The organism is Roseimaritima sediminicola (assembly GCF_009618275.1).
GTDB lineage: Bacteria > Planctomycetota > Planctomycetia > Pirellulales > Pirellulaceae > Roseimaritima > Roseimaritima sediminicola.
The window spans coordinates 1-19,209 of record NZ_WIAD01000023.1 but is presented as its reverse complement, the minus strand read 5'-3'; the positions used below and the strand labels follow the sequence as shown (position 1 = coordinate 19,209).

Annotated in this window: 15 protein-coding genes; 9 read left to right on the top strand and 6 right to left on the bottom strand. The window is 59.9% G+C overall.

The window, feature by feature from the left end:
- The first annotated feature begins 65 nt into the window (after nt 1-65).
- The 3 genes from GE027_RS12475 (at nt 66) to GE027_RS12465 (ending at nt 4,779) form a co-directional block, all read left to right on the top strand.
- A complete protein-coding gene (locus GE027_RS12475) occupies nt 66-1,037 on the top strand; it encodes an AAA family ATPase (protein WP_237607490.1) in 972 nt (323 codons plus the stop codon).
- Nucleotides 1,037-2,551, top strand: coding sequence for a DUF58 domain-containing protein (locus GE027_RS12470; RefSeq protein WP_237607488.1), 1,515 nt, complete (start codon nt 1,037-1,039; stop codon nt 2,549-2,551). The genes GE027_RS12475 and GE027_RS12470 overlap by 1 nt, the downstream gene beginning before the upstream one ends.
- Nucleotides 2,552-2,718: 167 nt before the next feature.
- Nucleotides 2,719-4,779 carry a carboxy terminal-processing peptidase gene (locus tag GE027_RS12465; protein ID WP_153557530.1) on the top strand — a complete coding sequence of 687 codons (2,061 nt, stop codon included), beginning with the start codon at nt 2,719-2,721 and terminating at the stop codon, nt 4,777-4,779.
- Nucleotides 4,780-4,978: 199 nt separating this feature from the next.
- Here GE027_RS12465 and tsaD read toward each other — a convergent pair whose 3' ends face one another.
- Complete coding sequence (tsaD, locus tag GE027_RS12460; protein ID WP_153557529.1) at nt 4,979-6,001, bottom strand: tRNA (adenosine(37)-N6)-threonylcarbamoyltransferase complex transferase subunit TsaD; 1,023 nt, start codon at nt 5,999-6,001, stop codon at nt 4,979-4,981.
- Between the two features lie 134 nt (nt 6,002-6,135).
- Here tsaD and rsmG point away from each other — a divergent pair, with 134 nt between their 5' ends.
- The 3 genes from rsmG (at nt 6,136) to cysN (ending at nt 9,919) form a co-directional block, all read left to right on the top strand.
- Nucleotides 6,136-6,789 (top strand): 16S rRNA (guanine(527)-N(7))-methyltransferase RsmG, encoded by a 654-nt coding sequence (gene rsmG, locus GE027_RS12455; protein ID WP_153557528.1) that lies wholly within the window; start codon nt 6,136-6,138, stop codon nt 6,787-6,789.
- Nucleotides 6,790-6,968: 179 nt separating this feature from the next.
- Complete coding sequence (gene cysD / locus GE027_RS12450; RefSeq protein ID WP_153557527.1) at nt 6,969-7,880, top strand: sulfate adenylyltransferase subunit CysD; 912 nt, start codon at nt 6,969-6,971, stop codon at nt 7,878-7,880.
- A 95-nt stretch (nt 7,881-7,975) separates the two neighbouring features.
- Entirely contained in the window at nt 7,976-9,919 is a 1,944-nt protein-coding gene (cysN, locus tag GE027_RS12445) for a sulfate adenylyltransferase subunit CysN (RefSeq protein WP_153557526.1), read from the top strand.
- Here cysN and GE027_RS12440 read toward each other — a convergent pair.
- The 5 genes from GE027_RS12440 to GE027_RS23880 all read right to left on the bottom strand — a co-directional run bounded on the left by GE027_RS12440 (nt 9,916) and on the right by GE027_RS23880 (nt 16,152).
- Entirely contained in the window at nt 9,916-11,268 is a 1,353-nt protein-coding gene (locus tag GE027_RS12440; protein ID WP_153557525.1) for a nucleotide sugar dehydrogenase, read from the bottom strand. The two genes, cysN and GE027_RS12440, sit on opposite strands and share 4 nt — an antisense overlap.
- A gap of 272 nt (nt 11,269-11,540) precedes the next feature.
- Nucleotides 11,541-12,401, bottom strand: coding sequence for a branched-chain-amino-acid transaminase (ilvE, locus tag GE027_RS12435; protein ID WP_153557579.1), 861 nt, complete (start codon nt 12,399-12,401; stop codon nt 11,541-11,543).
- Nucleotides 12,402-12,488: 87 nt separating this feature from the next.
- Nucleotides 12,489-13,208, bottom strand: coding sequence for an ABC transporter ATP-binding protein (locus GE027_RS12430; RefSeq protein WP_153557524.1), 720 nt, complete (start codon nt 13,206-13,208; stop codon nt 12,489-12,491).
- 153 nt (nt 13,209-13,361) lie between these two features.
- On the bottom strand, nt 13,362-14,921 hold the full coding sequence (locus tag GE027_RS12425) for an ABC transporter permease (protein ID WP_153557523.1): 1,560 nt from the start codon (nt 14,919-14,921) through the stop codon (nt 13,362-13,364).
- 208 nt (nt 14,922-15,129) lie between these two features.
- Nucleotides 15,130-16,152, bottom strand: coding sequence for a phage integrase N-terminal SAM-like domain-containing protein (locus GE027_RS23880; protein ID WP_202617398.1), 1,023 nt, complete (start codon nt 16,150-16,152; stop codon nt 15,130-15,132).
- Between the two features lie 371 nt (nt 16,153-16,523).
- On the opposite strand from GE027_RS23880, the gene GE027_RS12415 reads away from it, so the two are divergent.
- The 3 genes from GE027_RS12415 to GE027_RS12405 all read left to right on the top strand — a co-directional run bounded on the left by GE027_RS12415 (nt 16,524) and on the right by GE027_RS12405 (nt 19,094).
- Entirely contained in the window at nt 16,524-16,979 is a 456-nt protein-coding gene (locus GE027_RS12415; protein ID WP_153557522.1) for a DUF420 domain-containing protein, read from the top strand.
- Between the two features lie 1,011 nt (nt 16,980-17,990).
- Nucleotides 17,991-18,386 carry a hypothetical protein gene (locus GE027_RS12410; protein WP_153557521.1) on the top strand — a complete coding sequence of 132 codons (396 nt, stop codon included), beginning with the start codon at nt 17,991-17,993 and terminating at the stop codon, nt 18,384-18,386.
- A 63-nt stretch (nt 18,387-18,449) separates the two neighbouring features.
- Nucleotides 18,450-19,094 carry an SMI1/KNR4 family protein gene (locus GE027_RS12405; RefSeq protein WP_153557520.1) on the top strand — a complete coding sequence of 215 codons (645 nt, stop codon included), beginning with the start codon at nt 18,450-18,452 and terminating at the stop codon, nt 19,092-19,094.
- Nucleotides 19,095-19,209 lie beyond the last annotated feature (115 nt).

Sequence of the window (19,209 nt, the reverse complement as noted above, 5' to 3'; positions counted from 1 at the left end):
ACCGATGAAGTGAACGAGGTTTACCAGATGCCGGCGTGTCGCGTCACCAGGAATTAGGTCCATCTATGACAGAGTCCTCGGAAATGTCGATCCAGGAGGTCGCCGAACTATCTCGCCGCGTGATTACGAACGTCGAACAGGCGATCGTCGGAAAACGCAAGCAGCTGGTGCTGTCGTTGGTGGCCTGGTTGGCCGGTGGACACATCCTGCTGGAAGACGTCCCCGGCGTGGCGAAAACCATGCTGGCCCGCGCCCTGGCACGCAGCATGGGATGCCGTTTCAAACGCGTGCAGTGCACGCCCGACCTGCTGCCCAGCGACGTGACCGGGACGTCGATCTTCAACCAGAAAACCAGCGATTTCGAGTTTCGTGCCGGACCGATTTTCGCCCAGATCCTGTTGGCCGACGAAATCAACCGGGCCACGCCGCGAACGCAGGCCGCTCTGCTCGAAGCGATGGCCGAAGGCCGGGTCACGGTCGATGGCACCACGCACTCCCTGCGCAAGCCGTTTCTGGTCGTGGCGACGCAGAACCCGGTCGACCACGAAGGCACCTTTCCCCTGCCCGAAGCCCAACTGGACCGCTTCATGATGCGTTTCACGCTGGGCTATCCTTCGGCGGAGGAAGAGCTGCGGATGCTGGAAATGCTGCAGTTCGGCCATCCGGTCGACCAGCTCAAGAGCGTGGCCACGGCGGCTCAGATGGTGGCCGCCCAGCAGGCAATTCGTCAGGTCCACGTCGACGGGCGGGTGCGGCAGTACGCCCTGCAGGTCGTGATCGATTCTCGCCAACACAACGACTTGGCGCTGGGCGGCAGCCCCCGGGCGACCATCGCCCTGTTCCGCTGTGCCCAGGCCATGGCGGCGATTCGCGGCCGCAGCTTTGTAGAACCCGACGACGTGAAACGCATCGTCGCCCCCGTGATGACGCACCGCGTGATCGTGCGACCGGAGAGCCGGCTGCGGAAAATCACCGCCGAAGACGTGATCGAAGACATCCTGTCCGAAATCGCCGTACCCACGCTTTCGGCCAGCTGATGTCGTCTTCACGCCCGCCCCGCTCCGCCGATTCGTCCGGACCAGGGGACCGTTCGCCGGGCCCGACGCCCCCTGGCGCCAGCGCGGTCGCGGCACCGGTCCGTTCCGCGGCGGTGTTTGATGACGCGGAATTGCCCACCGTCGGCGGCGGCCCTCCGCCCCAGGCGGTGCACACCGATCACCAAGGCCTCGGCCGCTTGGGCCTGCCGGGCATGCTGGCGCTGCTGGCCGGCGTGATCTTGCTGGGTATGGTTTTCGGAGCCGCCCTGTGGTTGTACGCCGCCTATGCCGCGTTCGGGATGCTGTTGGTTAATCGTTTGTTGGCTCAGGCCTGGAGCCAGAGTACGTCGGTGGTGCGGACCGCCGGCCGCTGGGAGGTGGAGGTGGGCGCGGTCGTGCCGGTGGAGATCGAAATTCGCAACCGGGGCCGCCTGCCGATCGTTTGGTTATTGGCCGAGGACCTGCTGCCGCGTCAGGCCTTGATGTATCAACCGCCGGCCCTCGCAGTGGCCGGCTCGCGGTTGCAGGTTTTCTTTCTGGCCCCCGGAGCAAGCCGTTTCGTGCGGTATCAGTTGACCTGCAATCGCCGCGGTTACTATCAGATCGGGCCCACGGTATTGGAAACCGGCGACCTGATGGGCCTGCACCGCCGCTATCGCGTGGGGGCCCTGCCTCAATTCCTGCAGGTACTGCCTCGGGCGATACCCTTGACCGGATTCGACGTCGCGTCGCGACGACCGATCGGCGAGGTGCGAATCCGCGAGCGGATGCTGGAGGATCCTTCACGGCTGCAGGGTATTCGGCAGTGGCAGATCGGTGATCCGATGCGCAAAGTGCACTGGGCCGCCACCGCCCGCACGGGCCAGTTGCACAGCAAGATCTATGAGCAAACCAGCGTGGTCGGCGCGACCTTGGTGGTGGACCTGCATCGCCGCAGCAACCCACGGCGACACGAACCGCGACGCAGCGAGTTGGCGATCACCTTAGCCGCGTCGATTTCCAATGCGCTCTACGAGATGAACCAACCGGTGGGCCTGGTCAGCAACGGCCGAGACGCGGTCGACCGGATTCGCACCGAGGGCTGGGCCAGCGATTTTCGAACCCGCGAAATCGCCCGAGCCGAAGCTTCGATGCGCGAGCAGGACGACCGCTTGCGACCGGTTGTGATGGCGGCCGATCGCGGCCCGGTGGCATTGCGGCAGCGTCAGGGACAACTGGCGCGACTGGAACGCACCGACGGCTTGTCTGTGGCTGAATTATTGCTGGAAACCGAGCACCGGCTGGCTCGTGATACCACGCTGTTGGTCATCCTCCAGCAGTGCCCTCCGCCGGCGGCTGTGGCGCTTGTCGGCATGGCTCGCCGAGGCTGGGCGGTCAGCGTGATCATCAATACGTTTGACCAAGAGGATTTTACGCTGGCCGCCGGTCCTCTGATCGCCGCGGGAATCCCCGTGATGCACCTCCGCGACGAAGCGACGCTGCCGGACGTCTGCCGCGAAGTGGTGCTGCGATAGCATGCGTTGAATCCCCAAAACGCACCAATATCGGTTATCTTACGTAGAGTACGGTGAAGGCAGATTTTTCGAACTTGCCGCTATTTGCCACCTTTCCTACCATTCCAGTGGCGATTCTTCCCGCCGTGCTGATTCCGCAGACTCCCCCCTTGTTACGGATAAAACGTATGCCCGTTCACGTTGGTCGTTTTGGTTTTCGGTCATTGCTGTTGATGGCGGTCGCCGCAGCCATGCTCAGTTGTCCGCTTGCCTCCCAGGCCGAAGGACTTCCCGGACCGACCGCCAAGGACAGTCAAGTTGCCAAGATCGTTTCTCTGTTGTTGCCGCGGCGACATATCTCGCGCAGCGAAGTGGACGACGAGGCCAGCAAGCGGGCCCTGGGGCTGTACCTGAAATCGCTGGACCCGATGAAGCTGTACTTTTATCAGTCGGACTACGACGAGTTCACCGAATACCAGACGTTGCTGGACGATCACGTCAAGAAAGGCGATCTGTCGATCACCTACAAGATCTTCAATCGTTTTCTGGAACGCGTCGACGAGCGGCTGAAGACGATCGAGGAGTTGTTGGACCAGGAGCACGACTTCCAACGCGAAGAATCGATCGTGATCGATCCCGAAGCGACCCGTTATCCGCTGGATGCCGACGAAGCTCGGGATCGCTGGCGCCGCCAGATCAAGTACAACCTGCTGGACCTGAAGGACGAAGGCAAGGAAGGCGAAGAGGCGACCGAACAACTGCGCCGCCGCTACAACCGCTACGCCCGCCGTTGGCATCAGACCGAAACCGATGACATTCTCGAACTGTTCCTGACGTCGATCACCAGTTCGTACGACCCGCATACGACCTATATGTCGCCCAGCTCGCTGGAAGACTTCGAGATGCTGATGCGACTGAGCTTGGACGGAATCGGTGCCGCTCTGCGAGAGAAGGACGGCTATACCGAGGTGACGAACATCATTCCCGGTGGTGCGGCGGCCAAGCATGGCAAGTTGAAAGAGGGCGATGTGATCGTCAGCGTCGGCCAGGGTGAAGAAGGCGAAATGACCGATATCGTGGAAATGCCGCTGAAACAAGTCGTCGGCATGATCCGCGGCAAAGCCGGCACGACCGTGCGATTGGGCGTCAAACCCAAGGGCGTCGGCGACGTCCAAGTCCTCAAGATCGTTCGCGCCAAGGTGCAGCTGGAAGACAGCGCCGCCCGTGGAGAAGTGCTCGAACACACCAGTGAAGAAACCGGCAAGGACATGAAGATCGGCTACATCAGCCTGCCCAGTTTCTACATGGATATGGAAGCGGCTCGCCAGAATCGCCGCGATTACCGCAGCAGTACCCGGGACGTGCGTCGTATCCTCGACCGCTTCAAAGAAGACAACGTCGAATGCGTGGTCCTGGACCTCAGCAAGAACGGTGGCGGCAGCCTGACCGAAGCGATCAGTTTGACCGGGTTGTTCATTGACGAGGGCACCGTCGTCCAGGTCAAGAACTCCGACGGCACGGTCGACCAGTACGACGATGAAGAACGCGGTGTGGCGTGGGACGGACCGCTGGTCGTGGTGACCAGCCAGTTCAGTGCCAGCGCCAGTGAGATTCTCGCCGGTGCCATCCGCGACTATCGCCGCGGCTTGATCGTCGGTGACGAGAAAACGCACGGCAAAGGCACCGTGCAAACCCTGATGGACCTGGCTCGCGAACTGCTGGGAACCAACCGCGAGAACTACGGCGCGTTGAAGGTGACGCTGCAGCAGTTCTACCTGCCCGATGGAGACAGTACCCAGAAGGAAGGCGTGCCAGCCGATGTGGTGCTGCCCAGCTTGACGACCTATATGGACGTCGGTGAAGACGACCTGGAGTACGCTCTGGAGCACGACCGGGTGCCCAAGGCGGAACACCGCGTCTACGACATGCTGCCGCCCGATGTGCTGGGCGTGGTCCGGGCACGATCCACCGAACGCGTCGCCGAGAACGAAGAATTCCTGGCATTGCAGCGGCGAATCGATTCGTATCGCCGTCAGAAAGAAGAAAAGTTCCTGTCGCTGGTCGAAAGCGAATTCTTCGAACGCCGCAAGGAACTGGATGCGGACGAAGAAGAGGAAAAGGAGGTGATCGACCAGCAGACGCCGGACGATGAGGTCTTCCGCCGGTACTTCTACAACGAAGAAGTGCTGAATATCGCCCACGACTATGCCGCTGGCCTCCAGCAGCAGAACCTGGCGCGTGCCGGTTAAGCGGGTGGTCTGCCCGTAGCCGAAGTCGCCAGACTTTGGCGCTGGAGTCCAGGCTTTAGCCGCTCTGCGCCAGATCGGAATCGCCTAAAGGCTAGACTCCAGCTCCCGTAGCTGAAGTCGCCAGACTTTGGACCGTTTCAACCCCTCGATCCAATCTCTGCCGAGATCAGCTACGGTCAAGTCCAACCCGGACGCGCGGCTAATGCCCGCGCTGCAGGCCGGGCTGGATGTCGATGTCCAGCGACGCGAAATCGTCGCGGGCCAGCTTTTCCAGTGCGATCGCTCCCATCACCGCGTTGTCGGTACACAGATGGGGCGGCGCGACGATCAACTCAAACGCGTCCTCGTCGGCGGCTTGTTCAAAAGCGGTTCGCAGGACGCGGTTGGCCGCGACACCGCCACCGATGCACAATCGGTTGGCGGAACTGTGGCGCACGGCTCGTCGCGACTTCTCGACCAAGACGTCCACCACCGCTTGCTGGAACGACGCGCAGATATCAGCCACCCGCTCCGCGGGCAGGTCCAATTGGGTGAAATCCTTTTCCCCCGGTCCGACCAATTCGTATCGCACGGCCGTTTTCAGGCCGCTGAAGCTGAAGTCAAAGTTGTCTTGGTTCAATAGGGAACGCGGAAACCGGTAGGCCTCGGGGTTGCCCTCCAGGGCGGCCCGGGAAACGGCCGGCCCGCCGGGAAACTCCAGCCCCAGCATCGCAGCCACCTTGTCAAAGGCTTCGCCCGCCGCGTCGTCGATCGTGCCGCCCAGGTAACGCAGCTCCAGCGGTCCCAGGCAATCGTACAAACTGGTGTGGCCACCGCTGACGATCAACCCCACGCAGGGATAGATCGATTCGGTCCGCCCCAACTGGCAGGCGTAGATGTGGGCGTATAGGTGGTTGACGGTAATTAGTGGCTTCTGCCAGGCGACCGCCAGGGTCTTGGCGGCGGTCAGCCCGATCAGCAGCGATCCGGCCAGCCCCGGCGTGTGGGCTACGGCCACCGCATCGAGCGAGGTGGGGTCGCACTGGGCCTCGGTCAAGGCGTGGTCGATGACCGGTAGGATGCGTTCGACGTGAGCCCGAGCGGCGACCTCGGGCACCACGCCCCGGTATTGCTCATGCAATTCGGTCTGGGTGGCCAGAGCGGAGCCCAAAACCTGGCCGTCGCGGGCGATTACCGCGGCAGCCGTCTCGTCGCAAGTCGATTCAATTGTCAGAATGCTCATTCCGTCAGTTTGCTTGCTGCGAACAGGACGTCCAAGGGGGCATGACGTCCGGAACGCCGGGGGCGGTCCAACGGTGCCGCAAGCCCAACGCCGAACGGATCTATTTATTTCTATCTTGGAGTTTTCCTTTGCCGATGGATGCTGATTTCCTGGCCGCGCTCGAGCGGGCCGGTTACGAGTTGCCCGAGCCGCAGATCGAACAGATCGAACAGTACGTGCGTCTGCTGTGGGACTGGAACGAACGCCTGAACCTGACTCGCCACACCGACTGGGAAACGTTCGTCACGCGCGACCTGCGAGACGTGCTGCAGGTGGCCCCGTTGCTCGCGGCCGGCGAGGACGTCCTGGACCTGGGCTCCGGCGGCGGTGTCCCGGGGATTCCGCTGGCCATTGTGCGGCCCGACGTCCAGGTGGCTCTGGCCGAGAGCGTCGGCAAGCGGGCGGCCGTGCTGAATACGTTTGTCGAGGAACTGAATCTGCCGGTTCCGGTCTACGCCGCTCGCGGAGAGGACCTATTGGAAGATTTTCGCTTTGAAACGATCCTGGTGCGGGCCGTGGGTTCAATTCGCAAACTGTGCACTTGGGTCGAGCCGCACTGGGCGTCGATCGGCCGCTTGCTGGTTATCAAGGGGCCCAAATGGGTGGAGGAACGCGGCGAAGCCCGGCATCACGGCGTAATGAACGGTCTGCTGATGCGGAAAGTCGCCAGTTATCCGCTGGGCGACGGCGAGAATGAAGGTGTGGTCCTGCAGATCACCCATCGCGATAACCCTCGCTATCGCGAATGAAGCGTTGTTGCCGATAAAACGTGTTGCAGCGAATAACGCGCTGTCGCCGATGACACGCGTTAGCGGATGACCTGCCTGCCCGCCGAAGCGTCCTTGGCCTATACTCACCGGGCCGAGAAAACCTGTTCAGAACGATCGATTGGCCGATAGTGCCGAGACACCCGATAGCGCCGAAACCTATGTCCGACTACAACCTTACCCACCTGAAACAGCTCGAAGCCGAGAGCATCCACATCATCCGCGAGGTCGTCGCGGAGTTTCAAAAGCCGGTCATGTTGTATTCGATCGGGAAAGATTCGGCGGTCCTGGTTCATCTGGCCCGCAAAGCGTTCGCTCCGGCCAAGCCGCCATTTCCACTGATGCACGTGGACACGACCTGGAAATTCCGCGAAATGATCGAGTTTCGCGAGAATTATGCTCGCAAGGAGCTGGGGTTGGATCTGATTGTCCACATCAACGAAGAGGGCCGCAGCCACGACATCAAACCCTGGGAGGACAGCGAGCGGCATACGGAGTTGATGAAAACCGATTCGCTGAAGCAGGCGCTCGACAAGCACGGTTTTGACGCCGCTTTCGGCGGCGCTCGCCGCGACGAAGAAAAGAGCCGCGCCAAGGAACGGGTGTTCAGCTTCCGTGACAAGAACCATCGCTGGGACCCCAAGAACCAGCGTCCCGAGCTGTGGAACCTGTACAACGCTCGGGTCAATAAAGGCGAATCGATCCGCGTGTTCCCGATGAGCAACTGGACGGAGCTGGACGTCTGGCAGTACATCCATCTGGAAAACATCCCGATCGTGCCGCTGTATTTCTCGGCCGAACGTCCCGTAATCGAACGCAACGGCACCCTGATCATGCGCGACGACGAGCGGATTCCGCTGGAACCGGGCGAGGAGCCGCAGATGCGGCGCGTCCGCTTCCGCACCCTGGGCTGTTATCCGCTGACCGGCGCGGTCGAATCCGACGCCACGACGTTGCCGGAAATCATTCAGGAAATGTTGCTGACCCGTACCAGTGAACGACAGGGACGCGTTATCGACCAGGACGAAGGCGGCGCAGGCATGCAAAAGAAGAAAGAGCGGGGGTATTTCTAGCCCGCCCTGCCCCGCTCCGCCCTGCCACGGCCGTCGCCGTGCCGCCCTGCGTCCCCCCACCATTCGCTACCGTCCATCACGCTTTTTCACCTATCATGTCGCACCAATCCGAACTGATCGCCACCGATATCGATGCCTACCTCAAACAGCACGAGCACAAGCAACTGCTGCGGTTCATCACCTGCGGCAGCGTCGACGACGGCAAGAGCACGCTGATCGGGCGCTTGCTGTTCGATTCCAAGATGCTGTACGAGGATGAACTCTCGAAGATCGAAAACGACTCGGTCACGCAGGGTTCGGCCGGCGGCAAATTCGATCCGGCCCTGGCCACCGACGGCCTGAAAGAGGAGCGTGAGCAGGGCATCACGATCGATGTCGCCTACCGCTACTTCAGCACGGCCAAGCGAAAATTTATCATTGCCGACACGCCGGGCCACGAACAATACACCCGCAACATGGCCACCGGGGCCAGTACGGCCGACCTGGCGGTGATCCTGATCGACGCCCGGCACGGTGTCCTGACCCAGACCCGTCGCCACAGCTTTATCGTTTCGCTGCTGGGCATCCGCCATGTGATCGTGGCGGTCAATAAGATGGACCTGGTCGATTTCAGCGAGGAACGCTTCGAAGAAATCTGCCAGGACTACCGCTCCTTCGCCACGCGCTTGGACCTGCCGGACCTGCACTTCATTCCGATCAGCGCTCTCGATGGCGACAACGTTGTCGAACCCAGCCAGAACACGCCGTGGTACAACGGCAGCACGCTGATGAACTTCCTGGAAACGGTCTACATCGGCTCGGACCGCAACCTGCGCGATTTTCGGCTTCCGGTCCAGTACGTGAATCGACCCAACCTGGACTTCCGCGGCTTCTGCGGCACGATCGCCTCGGGCATCATCCGGCCCGGCGAAGAAGTGACCGTGTTGCCCAGTCGTCAGCAGTCGAAGGTCAAATCGATCGAGACCTTCGAAGGACCGGTCGAGGAAGCCTTCGCGCCGCTGTCGGTGACGCTGACCTTGGAAGATGAGATCGATGCCAGTCGCGGTGACATGATCGTGCGCAGCGGCAACGTGCCGCGCAGCAGCGACACCGTGAATGCCATGATCGTGTGGATGAACCAGGATGCGATGTTGCCCGGCAAGACGTACCTGTTTAAACACACCACGCAAACCGTGCCGGGCAGCATCGAGACGTTGAACTACAAGATCGACGTCAACACGCTGCATCGCAGCCCGACGCCGCAATTGGAACTAAACGAGATCGGTCGCGCTCGGGTTTCGCTGAACAATCCCATCCATTTCGACGCCTATCGCCGCAATCGCAACAGCGGCGCCTTCATCATCATCGACCGGATCACGAACGCCACCGTCGGTGCCGGCATGATCCTCGATGGCGATACCGATACCAAACGCCGAGCGATCTGGGATGACGAAGCGGATCGCTCCGGCGAACCGTCCGCCGGCGAGGCGACGTCCGTGGGTGCCGAAGAGCGGGCTGCACGGTTTGGTCAGAAGCCGGTGACCGTATTGCTGACCGGGTTGACCGGCAGCGGCAAAACCGCGATCGGAACGGCCTGCGAGCGAAAGCTGTTCGATGCTGGTCGGGCGGTCGCAATGATCGATGGCGAACGCGTGCGAAAGGGCCTCAGCCGCGACCTTGGCTTCTCCGCCGAGGATCGCAGCGAGAACCTCCGTCGTTCGGCGCATCTGGCGCATACACTGAACGACGCCGGAATGATTTGCATTGCCGCCTTCGTCGCGCCCAACGAATCGGTTCGCCAAAAGGCGGCGTCCGTGGTGGGGCAGGATCGATTTCTGGTCGTGCACGTCAACGCCGACGTCGAAGTCTGCCGACAGCGTGACACCAAGGGCCAGTACGCCGAGGCCGACGCGGGCAAGCTGCAGAATTTCCCCGGCGTGACGGCTCCCTACGAAACGCCCGACGCCCCGGACCTAGTGCTGGACGCCACGAACGATTCCGCCGAAGCCTGTGCCGACGCCGTCATCGACCTGCTCCGCCAACGCGGCTTCATCCGCTAGGCCTTGCGGATATTCGTTCGTCCGGTGGCCACGGCCAACGTGGCATTGCGAGTATCGACTACCAAGGGAGCGTGCTGGACGATCGTCTCATAGTCGAAGGCCGTGTGATCGGTCGCGATCAGAATGCAATCCTGCGACTTCAAAAACTCCGGCGTCAACTCCTGACTCTCCATCACCGGCAGGTCGTGATGCCGCATTTTCGGTAGCGCCGGCACGTGCGGGTCGCTGTAGGTCAGGTCCGCGCCGCGATCGAGCAACTGTTCCATCAACACAAAGGAAGGGCTTTCGCGAGGATCGTCCACGTCCTTTTTGTAAGCCATACCCAGCAGGCAGATCTTGCTGCCCTTGATCGGCTTGCCGACTTCATTCAGGAACTCGGCAACACGAGTGATGACGTAGCGTGGCATCGACGTGTTGACTTCGCCGGCCAGTTCGATGAAGCGCGTCGTCTGGCCGTGTTTGCGAGCCAACCACGACAGATAGAACGGATCGATCGGAATACAGTGTCCGCCCAGTCCCGGCCCCGGATAGAACGCCTGGAAACCGAAGGGCTTGGTCTTGGCCGCGTTGATCACTTCCCAAACGTCGATCCCAATGGTATCGAACAAGACTTTCAGTTCGTTGACCAAAGCGATGTTCACGGCTCGGTAGATGTTTTCCAGAACCTTGGCCGCCTCGGCGACCTCACAACTGCTGACCGTCACGGTTCCCGCGACGGCCGAACCGTAAAGGGCCTCGGCCAAGTCTCGGCTGTTCGGGTCCAAGCCGCCGACGACTTTGGGGATCTGAGCGGCGGAGAAATTCGGGTTGCCCGGGTCTTCGCGTTCGGGGCTGTAGGCGACGAAGAAATCCTCGCCGGCCTTGTATCCGCCGGATTCCAGAATCGGCACCATCACGTCCCGAGTGGTCGTCGGATAGGTCGTGCTTTCCAGAACCACCAATTGTCCGCTGCGCAGCGTACGAGCGATCGCTTCACACGTTCCAACCACGTATTTCAGGTCCGGGTCGCGAGCGTCGGTCAGGGGCGTCGGCACGCAGATCAGCAACACATCGGGTTCGGCCAATCGAGACATCTCGACGGTCGCTTCGAATTTTTCGGCTGAGAGCCACTCAGAGATCGTCGCGTCGTCGATGTGCTTGATGTAGCTCTTGCCGGCGCTCAACGCTTCGACCTTGGCCGGATCCACGTCGAAACCCAGGCAGGCGAACCCGGCTTTGGTGAACGCGTCGATCAAGGGCAGGCCGACATAGCCGAGGCCGATCACGCCGATGGTAGCCGTTTTGTTCGCGATCCGCTCTTGCAACTGAGCGACCGCATCAACCGAGGACTGGGGGGTAGAGGTGGACAAAGGTTTCGTCTCGTCGAAAAAAGGTCGCGGTCGCAAAGGATTGGAAAATAACAGTCGTGGCGCCGGGCTTCCAGCCTGTGAACAGTGGCATAGGCTTCCAGCCTGTGAACAGCGGCATAGGCTTCCAGCCTGTGTTACTGCCTTCACTCCACGGGACGCCACGGCCACACCCGCCCCATATTAAATTATGGAAAGTCAATTACAACTCAGGCCTTGTGCGCGGCGATGGCGATGGCAAAACGTCTTCTCCTTCACCGGGCCGCGGCCGCCGATCAATCGCCCTGCACGCACCGGCGAAACGCCTGAATCAAACGACCGGTAATCGGCCCCGGAACCCCCTCGCCGATGGGGCGTCCGTCCAGTTTAACCACGGGAATCACTTCGGCGGCACTCCCGGTCAGGAAACATTCTTCCGCCACGAAGATGTCATGACGTGTGAACGGTACTTCGGCGACCGGGATCTGGGCTTCACGGGCCAGTCGCAGCACGACGTTCCGGGTAATGCCTTCCAGGATGCCGGCGTCGATCGGGGGCGTCATCAGCGTGCCCCGGCGAACGACGAAAATATTGTCGCCGGTGCATTCGGCTACTTCGCCCTTGTGGTTCAGCATCAACGCTTCGACACAGCCCGCCCGCAGGCCTTCGATCTTGGCCATGATGTTGTTCAGGTAATTTAGGCTCTTGATCCGCGGGCTGAGCGCCGCCGGGTGGTTGCGGATCGTCGCGGCGGTCACCAGTTCCAAGCCCTGTTCGTAGTTTTCCGGCGGATACAACGCGATCTTGTCGGTGATGATGATCACCTGCGGATCGCTGCAGCGGTTGGGATCCAAGCCCAGGGTGCCGCGGCCGCGAGTGATGACAAGCCGGATGTAGGCATCGCGGAGCTGGTTGGCTTGCAGGGTTTCCTCAACCGCAGCGGCCATCTCGGCTTTGGTGCCCGGAATCTGCAAATGAATGGCCCGGGCCGATTCCCACAATCGGTCCAGATGCTCGTCCAATTCGAAGACGCGGCCGTTGTAGCTTCGCAACCCCTCGAAGACTCCGTCGCCATACAACAATCCGTGGTCAAAGACGCTGATCTTGGCGTCTTCTTTGTCGACCAGACGACCACTGATATAGACCTTTAACGACATGGGTGCGGGAATCTCTTCGAAATGGGGAGGGGCGAGCAGGCAGGCAAAACGGGCGGCCATTGTAAAGCATCGCCGGCGTTTTGTTGATTAGGCCACCGCCGCCAATTTTGCATCGGCAACGCGTCCGTTTTCCAGCCGCACCGTGTAGTCGGCATCGCGGGCGATCGCGTCGTCGTGGGTGACCATCACGATCGTCAGGCCCTCGTTCTGATTCAATCCCCGCAGCAGTTCCAGGATCTCCTGTCCGGTTTCGGTATCCAGGTTACCGGTCGGTTCGTCGGCTAATAGCGCCGAGGGTTCGGACATCAACGCCCGTGCGATCGCCGCCCGCTGCATCTCGCCGCCGCTCATCTCCGTGGGTTTATGATCGCGACGATGGGAAAGGCCGACGCGATCGAGCAGTGCCTCGGCGCGTTGCCGCGTTTCCCGACGCGTGCGCAGGTAGTGCCAGGCACTGCGGCCGATCATCGCCGGCGCCAACACGTTTTCCAAGGCCGTCAGCTCGGGCAGCAGATGATAGAACTGGAAAATGATGCCGATGTCGTTGTTGCGGAAACCGTCGCGGAAGCGACGCGGGGCGTCGTCGATGCGCTGGCCGCGGTAATAGACCGCCCCTTCGTCGGGACGGTCCAGCGTTGCCAGCAGGTGCATCAAACTGCTCTTGCCGCTGCCGCTGCGGCCGATCATGGCCGTCACCTTGCCTTCGGGCACGTCCAGGTCGACGCCCCGCAATACGGGCACTTCCAGGCGGTTTTTGCGATAGCTCTTGACCAAGCCGCGAGCTTGCAGCAGGAGAGGATGATTCATGGGTCGGCCGGAAGGATACGAAGGAATAGGGATGGAGGCAAAGGAAGGGGCGCGGTGCAGGCTTGGACAACACTCTCCTCCTGGGAGAGTCGGGCTCTCAGGCCCGGAGAGGGTTTTTCTGGTGATGCCGAGGTGCTTGATGTGGCAGCGAGATTACTCGTAACGCAGCGATTGAACGGGGTGCATCCGCGCCGCACGCAGGGCCGGCAAAACGCTGGCCATCACGGCGATCATCACCGCGCCGATCATCACCCAGGTCACGGTGAAGGGTTCGACGATGGTGGGAATCTCGTTGAAATAGTAGATCGTCGGATCGAAGACTTCTTGGCCGGTGATCCGCTCGATCACCGCGGCGATCGGATTGATATAGGCGACGAACAACAGCCCGCCCACCAGTCCCACGCCGGCACCGACGATGCCCAGGGTCAAACCATAGGACAGAAAGATGCTCATCACACCGCCGCTCGAGGCGCCCAGGGCTTTCAGCGTGCCGATGTCGCGGGTCTTTTCGACGACGATCATGAAGAACGTCGCGAGGATTCCAAAACCGGCGACGGCGATGATCAGGAACAGCAGGATGTTCAGGATCGTCGTCTCCATGGCCACGGCCGCCAGCAGCGGTCCCTGCATGTCCCGCCAGGTCTGGATGTTGTAGGCGAAGCGTTCGGGCGGAAAGCGAGCGCGGATCACGTCGCGGGCCGCGCTCAGGTTCGCCCCTTCGGCCAGCCGCAACTGGATCGTGGTCACGCTGCGGGCCTGCGATTCCGGGTCGACCATCCCGCGCAGCTCTTGCAGCTGGCGAATGTCGCAAAAGGCGAAGCTTCCGTCGTATTCGCTCATTCCCGATTCGAACAGGTCGACGACGGTAAATTTTTGATTGATCGCTTTGGGTTTGTCCGAGGCATTGGCGAACATCAGCCGCACGTCATCGCCTGGGCGGCAGTAGAAGAAATCCAGCACTTCGCCATCGGCGTCGCGCGTTCGGAAGCTGCACGTGGCGACGCCCAGGACCAAACCCGGAAATTCGGTTGTCTCTTCGCCCACCGCATCCTCGACCGTACTGACCTGATCGACGTCGGTGGGAAACATCTGTCCAAAGCTGGGGCCGGCTGCTGCGGCGCCGGGACCGGCTGCCGCTTCGTCGGTGTTCGCGGCGGCCGCTTGTTCGGCAGCGGCCAGTCGCTCGCGTTCTTCACTGCGCGCCTTCTCGATGGCCAACCGCCACTCGCGGTATTCGGCGCCCCATTTGTATTGACGGTCGCGATCCGGATAGCCGTCGTCGCGAAGCCGGAACTGCACCCTTTGGCGATTTTCCGGATGCAGCAGGTACTTGCCGAAGTCGGTCACCGAGGCGTAGGTGTTGGTGTCCAGGCCGGTGAGGTTCACCTGGTGGCGGATCACCTGGCCGTTGTGCTCCACGGCCAGCATCGCCGGCGTGTGCACGCTGAAGCTGTAGCCGGCCAATTGGTCGCCCAGCAGCCGCTGGATTTCTTCCAGATGAGCCTGGGGGTTAGGCAGGCCGTTGCTGGCATGAGATTCGATCACGATATCGGAGGCCAGCGACTGCATTTTGTCGTGCATCTCGGCCGAGAATCCCGACATCACGGCGTTGACGACGATCAACGTGCCGACGCCCAGAGTGACGCTGATTACCGAAGCCAACGCGATATAGCGTGTCCGCAGGTAGCGAAAGCAAAGCAACCATCGATACATAACACTGACCAATCCATTGGCGGTTCTTCGGGTCCATCCGTTAGGCCCAGGCGGGGAAGCGAGGGGCTCGGGCGGCAAGTCTAGCCAGCCGGTGCGGCGCAAGTAAAGCTCAACCCCAAAAACAAAAAAAGCCCAGAAAAGCGGCGGCCCACCCAGCGTCTTCCATCAACTGAGCCGATTGGGCGATAGCCCCGGTTTCTCCAAACGTTCACTCAACGCCCAAGGAATCCAGCGGACTCTTCACAGCCAGTCCAGGGCGATTCATCACGTGGGTGTAGATCATCGTGGTGCGAACATCCTTGTGTCCGAGTAATTCCTGGACGGTACGGATGTCGGCTCCTTCGGGCATAACAGTCACGCGATCTTTGTCTCCCTTGCCGCGACGAACGTCAATCACACGGCGGTCGAAGCAGAGATCTTTAATGCGCAAGCAGCGACATTCCTTGGGCCGTAAGCCACTACCGTACATCAGCAGAAACATGGCTCGCTTGGTGCCGTTGAAAAAGCCGAGCAGATTGGCGACTTCGTTCTTGGTAAGCACGACGGGACGGTAATCGCCGGTGCGAGCCCGCAGTCGCTGGACGCCGGCAAGCTCGCGACCGAGGACCTTTCGATAGAAGAACAGCAGGGCGTTCAGGGCTTGATTTTGCGTGCTGGCGACCACCTGCGTCAGCGCAATATCCGTCAGAAACTCGCCGATTTCCTTTTCGCCGTAATCCTCCAGGTTCTCGTCATCGACATGACGCATGAAACGTTTGACCCACTGGGTATAAGCGTTTTCCGTAGCGATCGGGTGGTGCAGGCGTCGCAACACGCGACGCATCTCGCGGATGGGGGCGGGCTCGTCTGGATCGATGTGCCCATCGTTGCCTTCGCCAGCGACGGGCGAATTTCCCGACCCTTCCGAAGCCTGCCGCTGGGCAGCGGCCAGCTCGCTCAGCTTCTTTTTGATGTCGAACAGATCGGCGGCCGGGGCGAGCCGGAGGACGAGGTTTTGATAGGCGTCAATGGCCCGGACGACCTGCAGCCGTTTCCAAGCCGGAGCACCGGCGTCGCGAAGGAAGCGGAGGTAAGCGATAACCGAGTCGCGCGTGACCGGCACCGCGGTCGTCGTATCGACCCGCCCGCGACCGAGGTGTTTGGCGTAGCCGAAAAGCGAGCGAGGAAACCAGGTCCGTTCATTGCCCGTAAAGGCCTGCCTGCAGACCACTTCAAACCGATCGAGACACATAACAAGAGCCCCTGCATTTGAGTTGCCTCTCGTCCGTAAATCGATGCCGCAGCCTCTCACCGCTAAGCAGTGATAGCAATTCGCCCGTGACGAGCGGCTCAAAGGCGCCCATCCTACGCCCCACGCGGTAGATGGTCAACAAAATTCCACCACCCGGGTGAGCTAATCGAGATATTGCGTGGCTTAGCCGGGTGAAACTCCCTATAATGCCCCACTGACTCGCTAATAATTCATTGTTATCTCTAAATATGAGCTATCGCTCTATCGCTATTCTTCTTGTTGTTGATTTCATCGTTTTGCCTCGTTCACCGAGCCATCATGAAGTGATCACCGCAGATTGAGAGACGAGGAAATCCTTTCACCAGCAAATCATGAATGTCACACTAATCATTGTAATCGGAATGCTGACTCTATCGATTCTAGCTCCATTTATTAGCTTATATGCGGTGTCCTTAGTCAGGAAAGGAGATCATGAAAAACACATTTTTATTCAAAAGATCTTATTTTGGTCTTGTGTTGCAGGAGTTGTGATTCTTGAGGTGCAAATTCGGGTTTCGGGTGGTTCAGGAAGCCTTGTGTCAAATAGTGAACATACTGGGGCTGTCTTCTTTAAATCGATATTAGTTGCTCATATTATTGGAGCTGTTTTAACGTATATCGTTTGGGGGGTAACTGTTTTCACCTCAAGCAAAAGGTGGGAAGTGCGCAAAACGTTACCAGGTCCGTTTTCCATTACTCATAAGCGGTTAGGGTATTTCACGATAGTGGGTTTATTCTACACAGCGATCACCGCGTCAATTGTCTGCATGCTTGCATTTTTCTTATGATCTCTTCACACGAATCTCTTTCTCATCCAAGAATTTGAAAAGATAACAAGCGGATGCTACCAACAGGCTACCCGCCGTGAGTCGATAGTTTCATGGCTATTACAACCTCAACTTTGAAGTCGAAGGGGCGCTGCCGGTAGCCTGTGGCAGACCCTTAACGTTATCACGGTCAATTTGCTCGGACATTCGGATGCTCGTTGTTGCGCGGTCAATTCAATGCTCGAAAATGTGCGCGGACAATTGTTACTCGGTCGCCCATGCGGTAAGATACGCAGTCGGCAGACTTGATGCTGATGGTAGCGTCTCCGCCGATATATCGTGATAACAATGCGATGCACCGGAGTCGCGGTAGCTGGGCGTTTGCAAGTGGAAAATAAATCTCCGCGACCCGGTGATCGCCAGCGTTACCGTCGCTAGCGTTTTGCGGTCCGATCCTTGCGCCGGTCGGTCGTGGGTAGTTTCCGCGTGTTCTGCTGACGTCTTGCGTTGGGCGCCGTCACATCTTGCGAATGGGGCCCGCAGCCGCCCTGCTCCCGCGTTGGGTGGCCGAATGCCTTGTGTCGGATCGGCCCTCGATGCCTCATCCGTGCTGGCTGCAGCTGATCGTCCCGCCATCTTGAGGTTTTCGTCGATTCCTCCGTGGCTTCGTCCTGAACGGGATGCGCGGTCGTTGCAAAACGCAGAGTCGCAGAGGGACGCAGAGTTTTCAAGCACAGACCGTTCTCTGCGTGCTCTGTGTCCTCTGCGTTTTATCCTTCGGCTTGGTCGCTGTCGGTACGCTCCGTCCACTGACCGTCGGCCCCCTGTTCTTGCTTGCCACGTCTGCGATGGGAGCGTTACAATGCTTATCTCGCACTGTCTCGGGCTGTAGCGTCCGTGAGGCAGTAACCAACAAATGCACGTGAGCACGGGTGGTTCGTTTGTCGGTCTGCTTGCTCGCCCTGGGCCCGTGCCACGTGATTTGAAACGTTCCCCGACTAAAATGCGCGAGACCGCCGTCTACAGCCAACCGTGTTTCGCGAACGTTCTATTCAATGGCGCATGAACGCATCATCACAATACTGGTTCATACTCGCCGCGTTCGTCTCGCTTTGTGTGGCGGCAACAGTCGCACTCCGCAGGTATCGTTCTGTAACTTCCATTCTCTACGCATGTTCCGCTTGGCTCGCCATGCTTTCCGGTTCGGGACTGCTAATCGAGCCGATGATCGCGAATGAGTCCTTTGTTGCTCCGGATGGCTCGGTCACGATACACTACAACATGGCGTTGCATGTGATTATGTCTTGGGGGCTGACTGTAGCGGCACTACTTTGTACCGTCGCGTCGCTTGTCTACGTGGTAACGCCCTCCCGCTATGACAATGCGTCGCTTGATCAATGCCCCGATATGGCGAGCGGGGAACCATGACATGCACGTGAGCACGGCTTGCGGCTTTTTTCGCAATCGATAGTTCACTCTCCGTGCCCCGTGATGTCCGCCGTTCTGCCACTGAAAATGGACATCGAATTAATCCGTGAAGGCCTCGAACGTTGCCGCACTGCACAGTTGCAGGTGTTCGGCTCTGATTCGCACGGATTCGAGTTGCACGCCCCCGTAGACGAATCTGTCGTTTCGCAATTCGAGGCAGAACACGGCATAAAGTTGCCCGAAGACTATCGGCGTTTCGTAACGGAACTTGGCAACGGTGGCGCCGGACCATTTTACGGCGTGTTCAAACTTGGTGAGATGGACAACAATTTCAGCCACAAACGTTGGAAAGAGGACGACGGCCTCATAGGCGTACTCGCAAAACCATTTCCACACACCGAAGCTTGGAACGATCTTCCAGCGTATCCCGAAGAACAGGACGACGAAGACGCGTACGAGGCCGAGCTCGAGGCATTCGACGAGGTTTACTGGAATTCGGAGAACGTGGACGGTGCAATCCCTATTTGTCATCAGGGATGCGCGTATCGAAACTGGCTGATCGTGTCCGGGCCTGAGGTTGGCAATGTCTGGGAAGACCTCCGCGTGGATCATGGGGGGCTGGTTCCTGCTAACTCCAATGGCGGCCATCGGGTAAGTTTTCTGGAGTGGTACACTGACTGGCTTACTGATGCGGTGGCCAGGATTTGAACATCACTATCGAGAAAGGCAGAACCATGGGATGCAACGGAGCGGCGGAGTTGCGTTTCTTGGTGAGATCATTGTCAACTGCCGCCGCCCGCTGATCCCCAACGTTACCCGACTA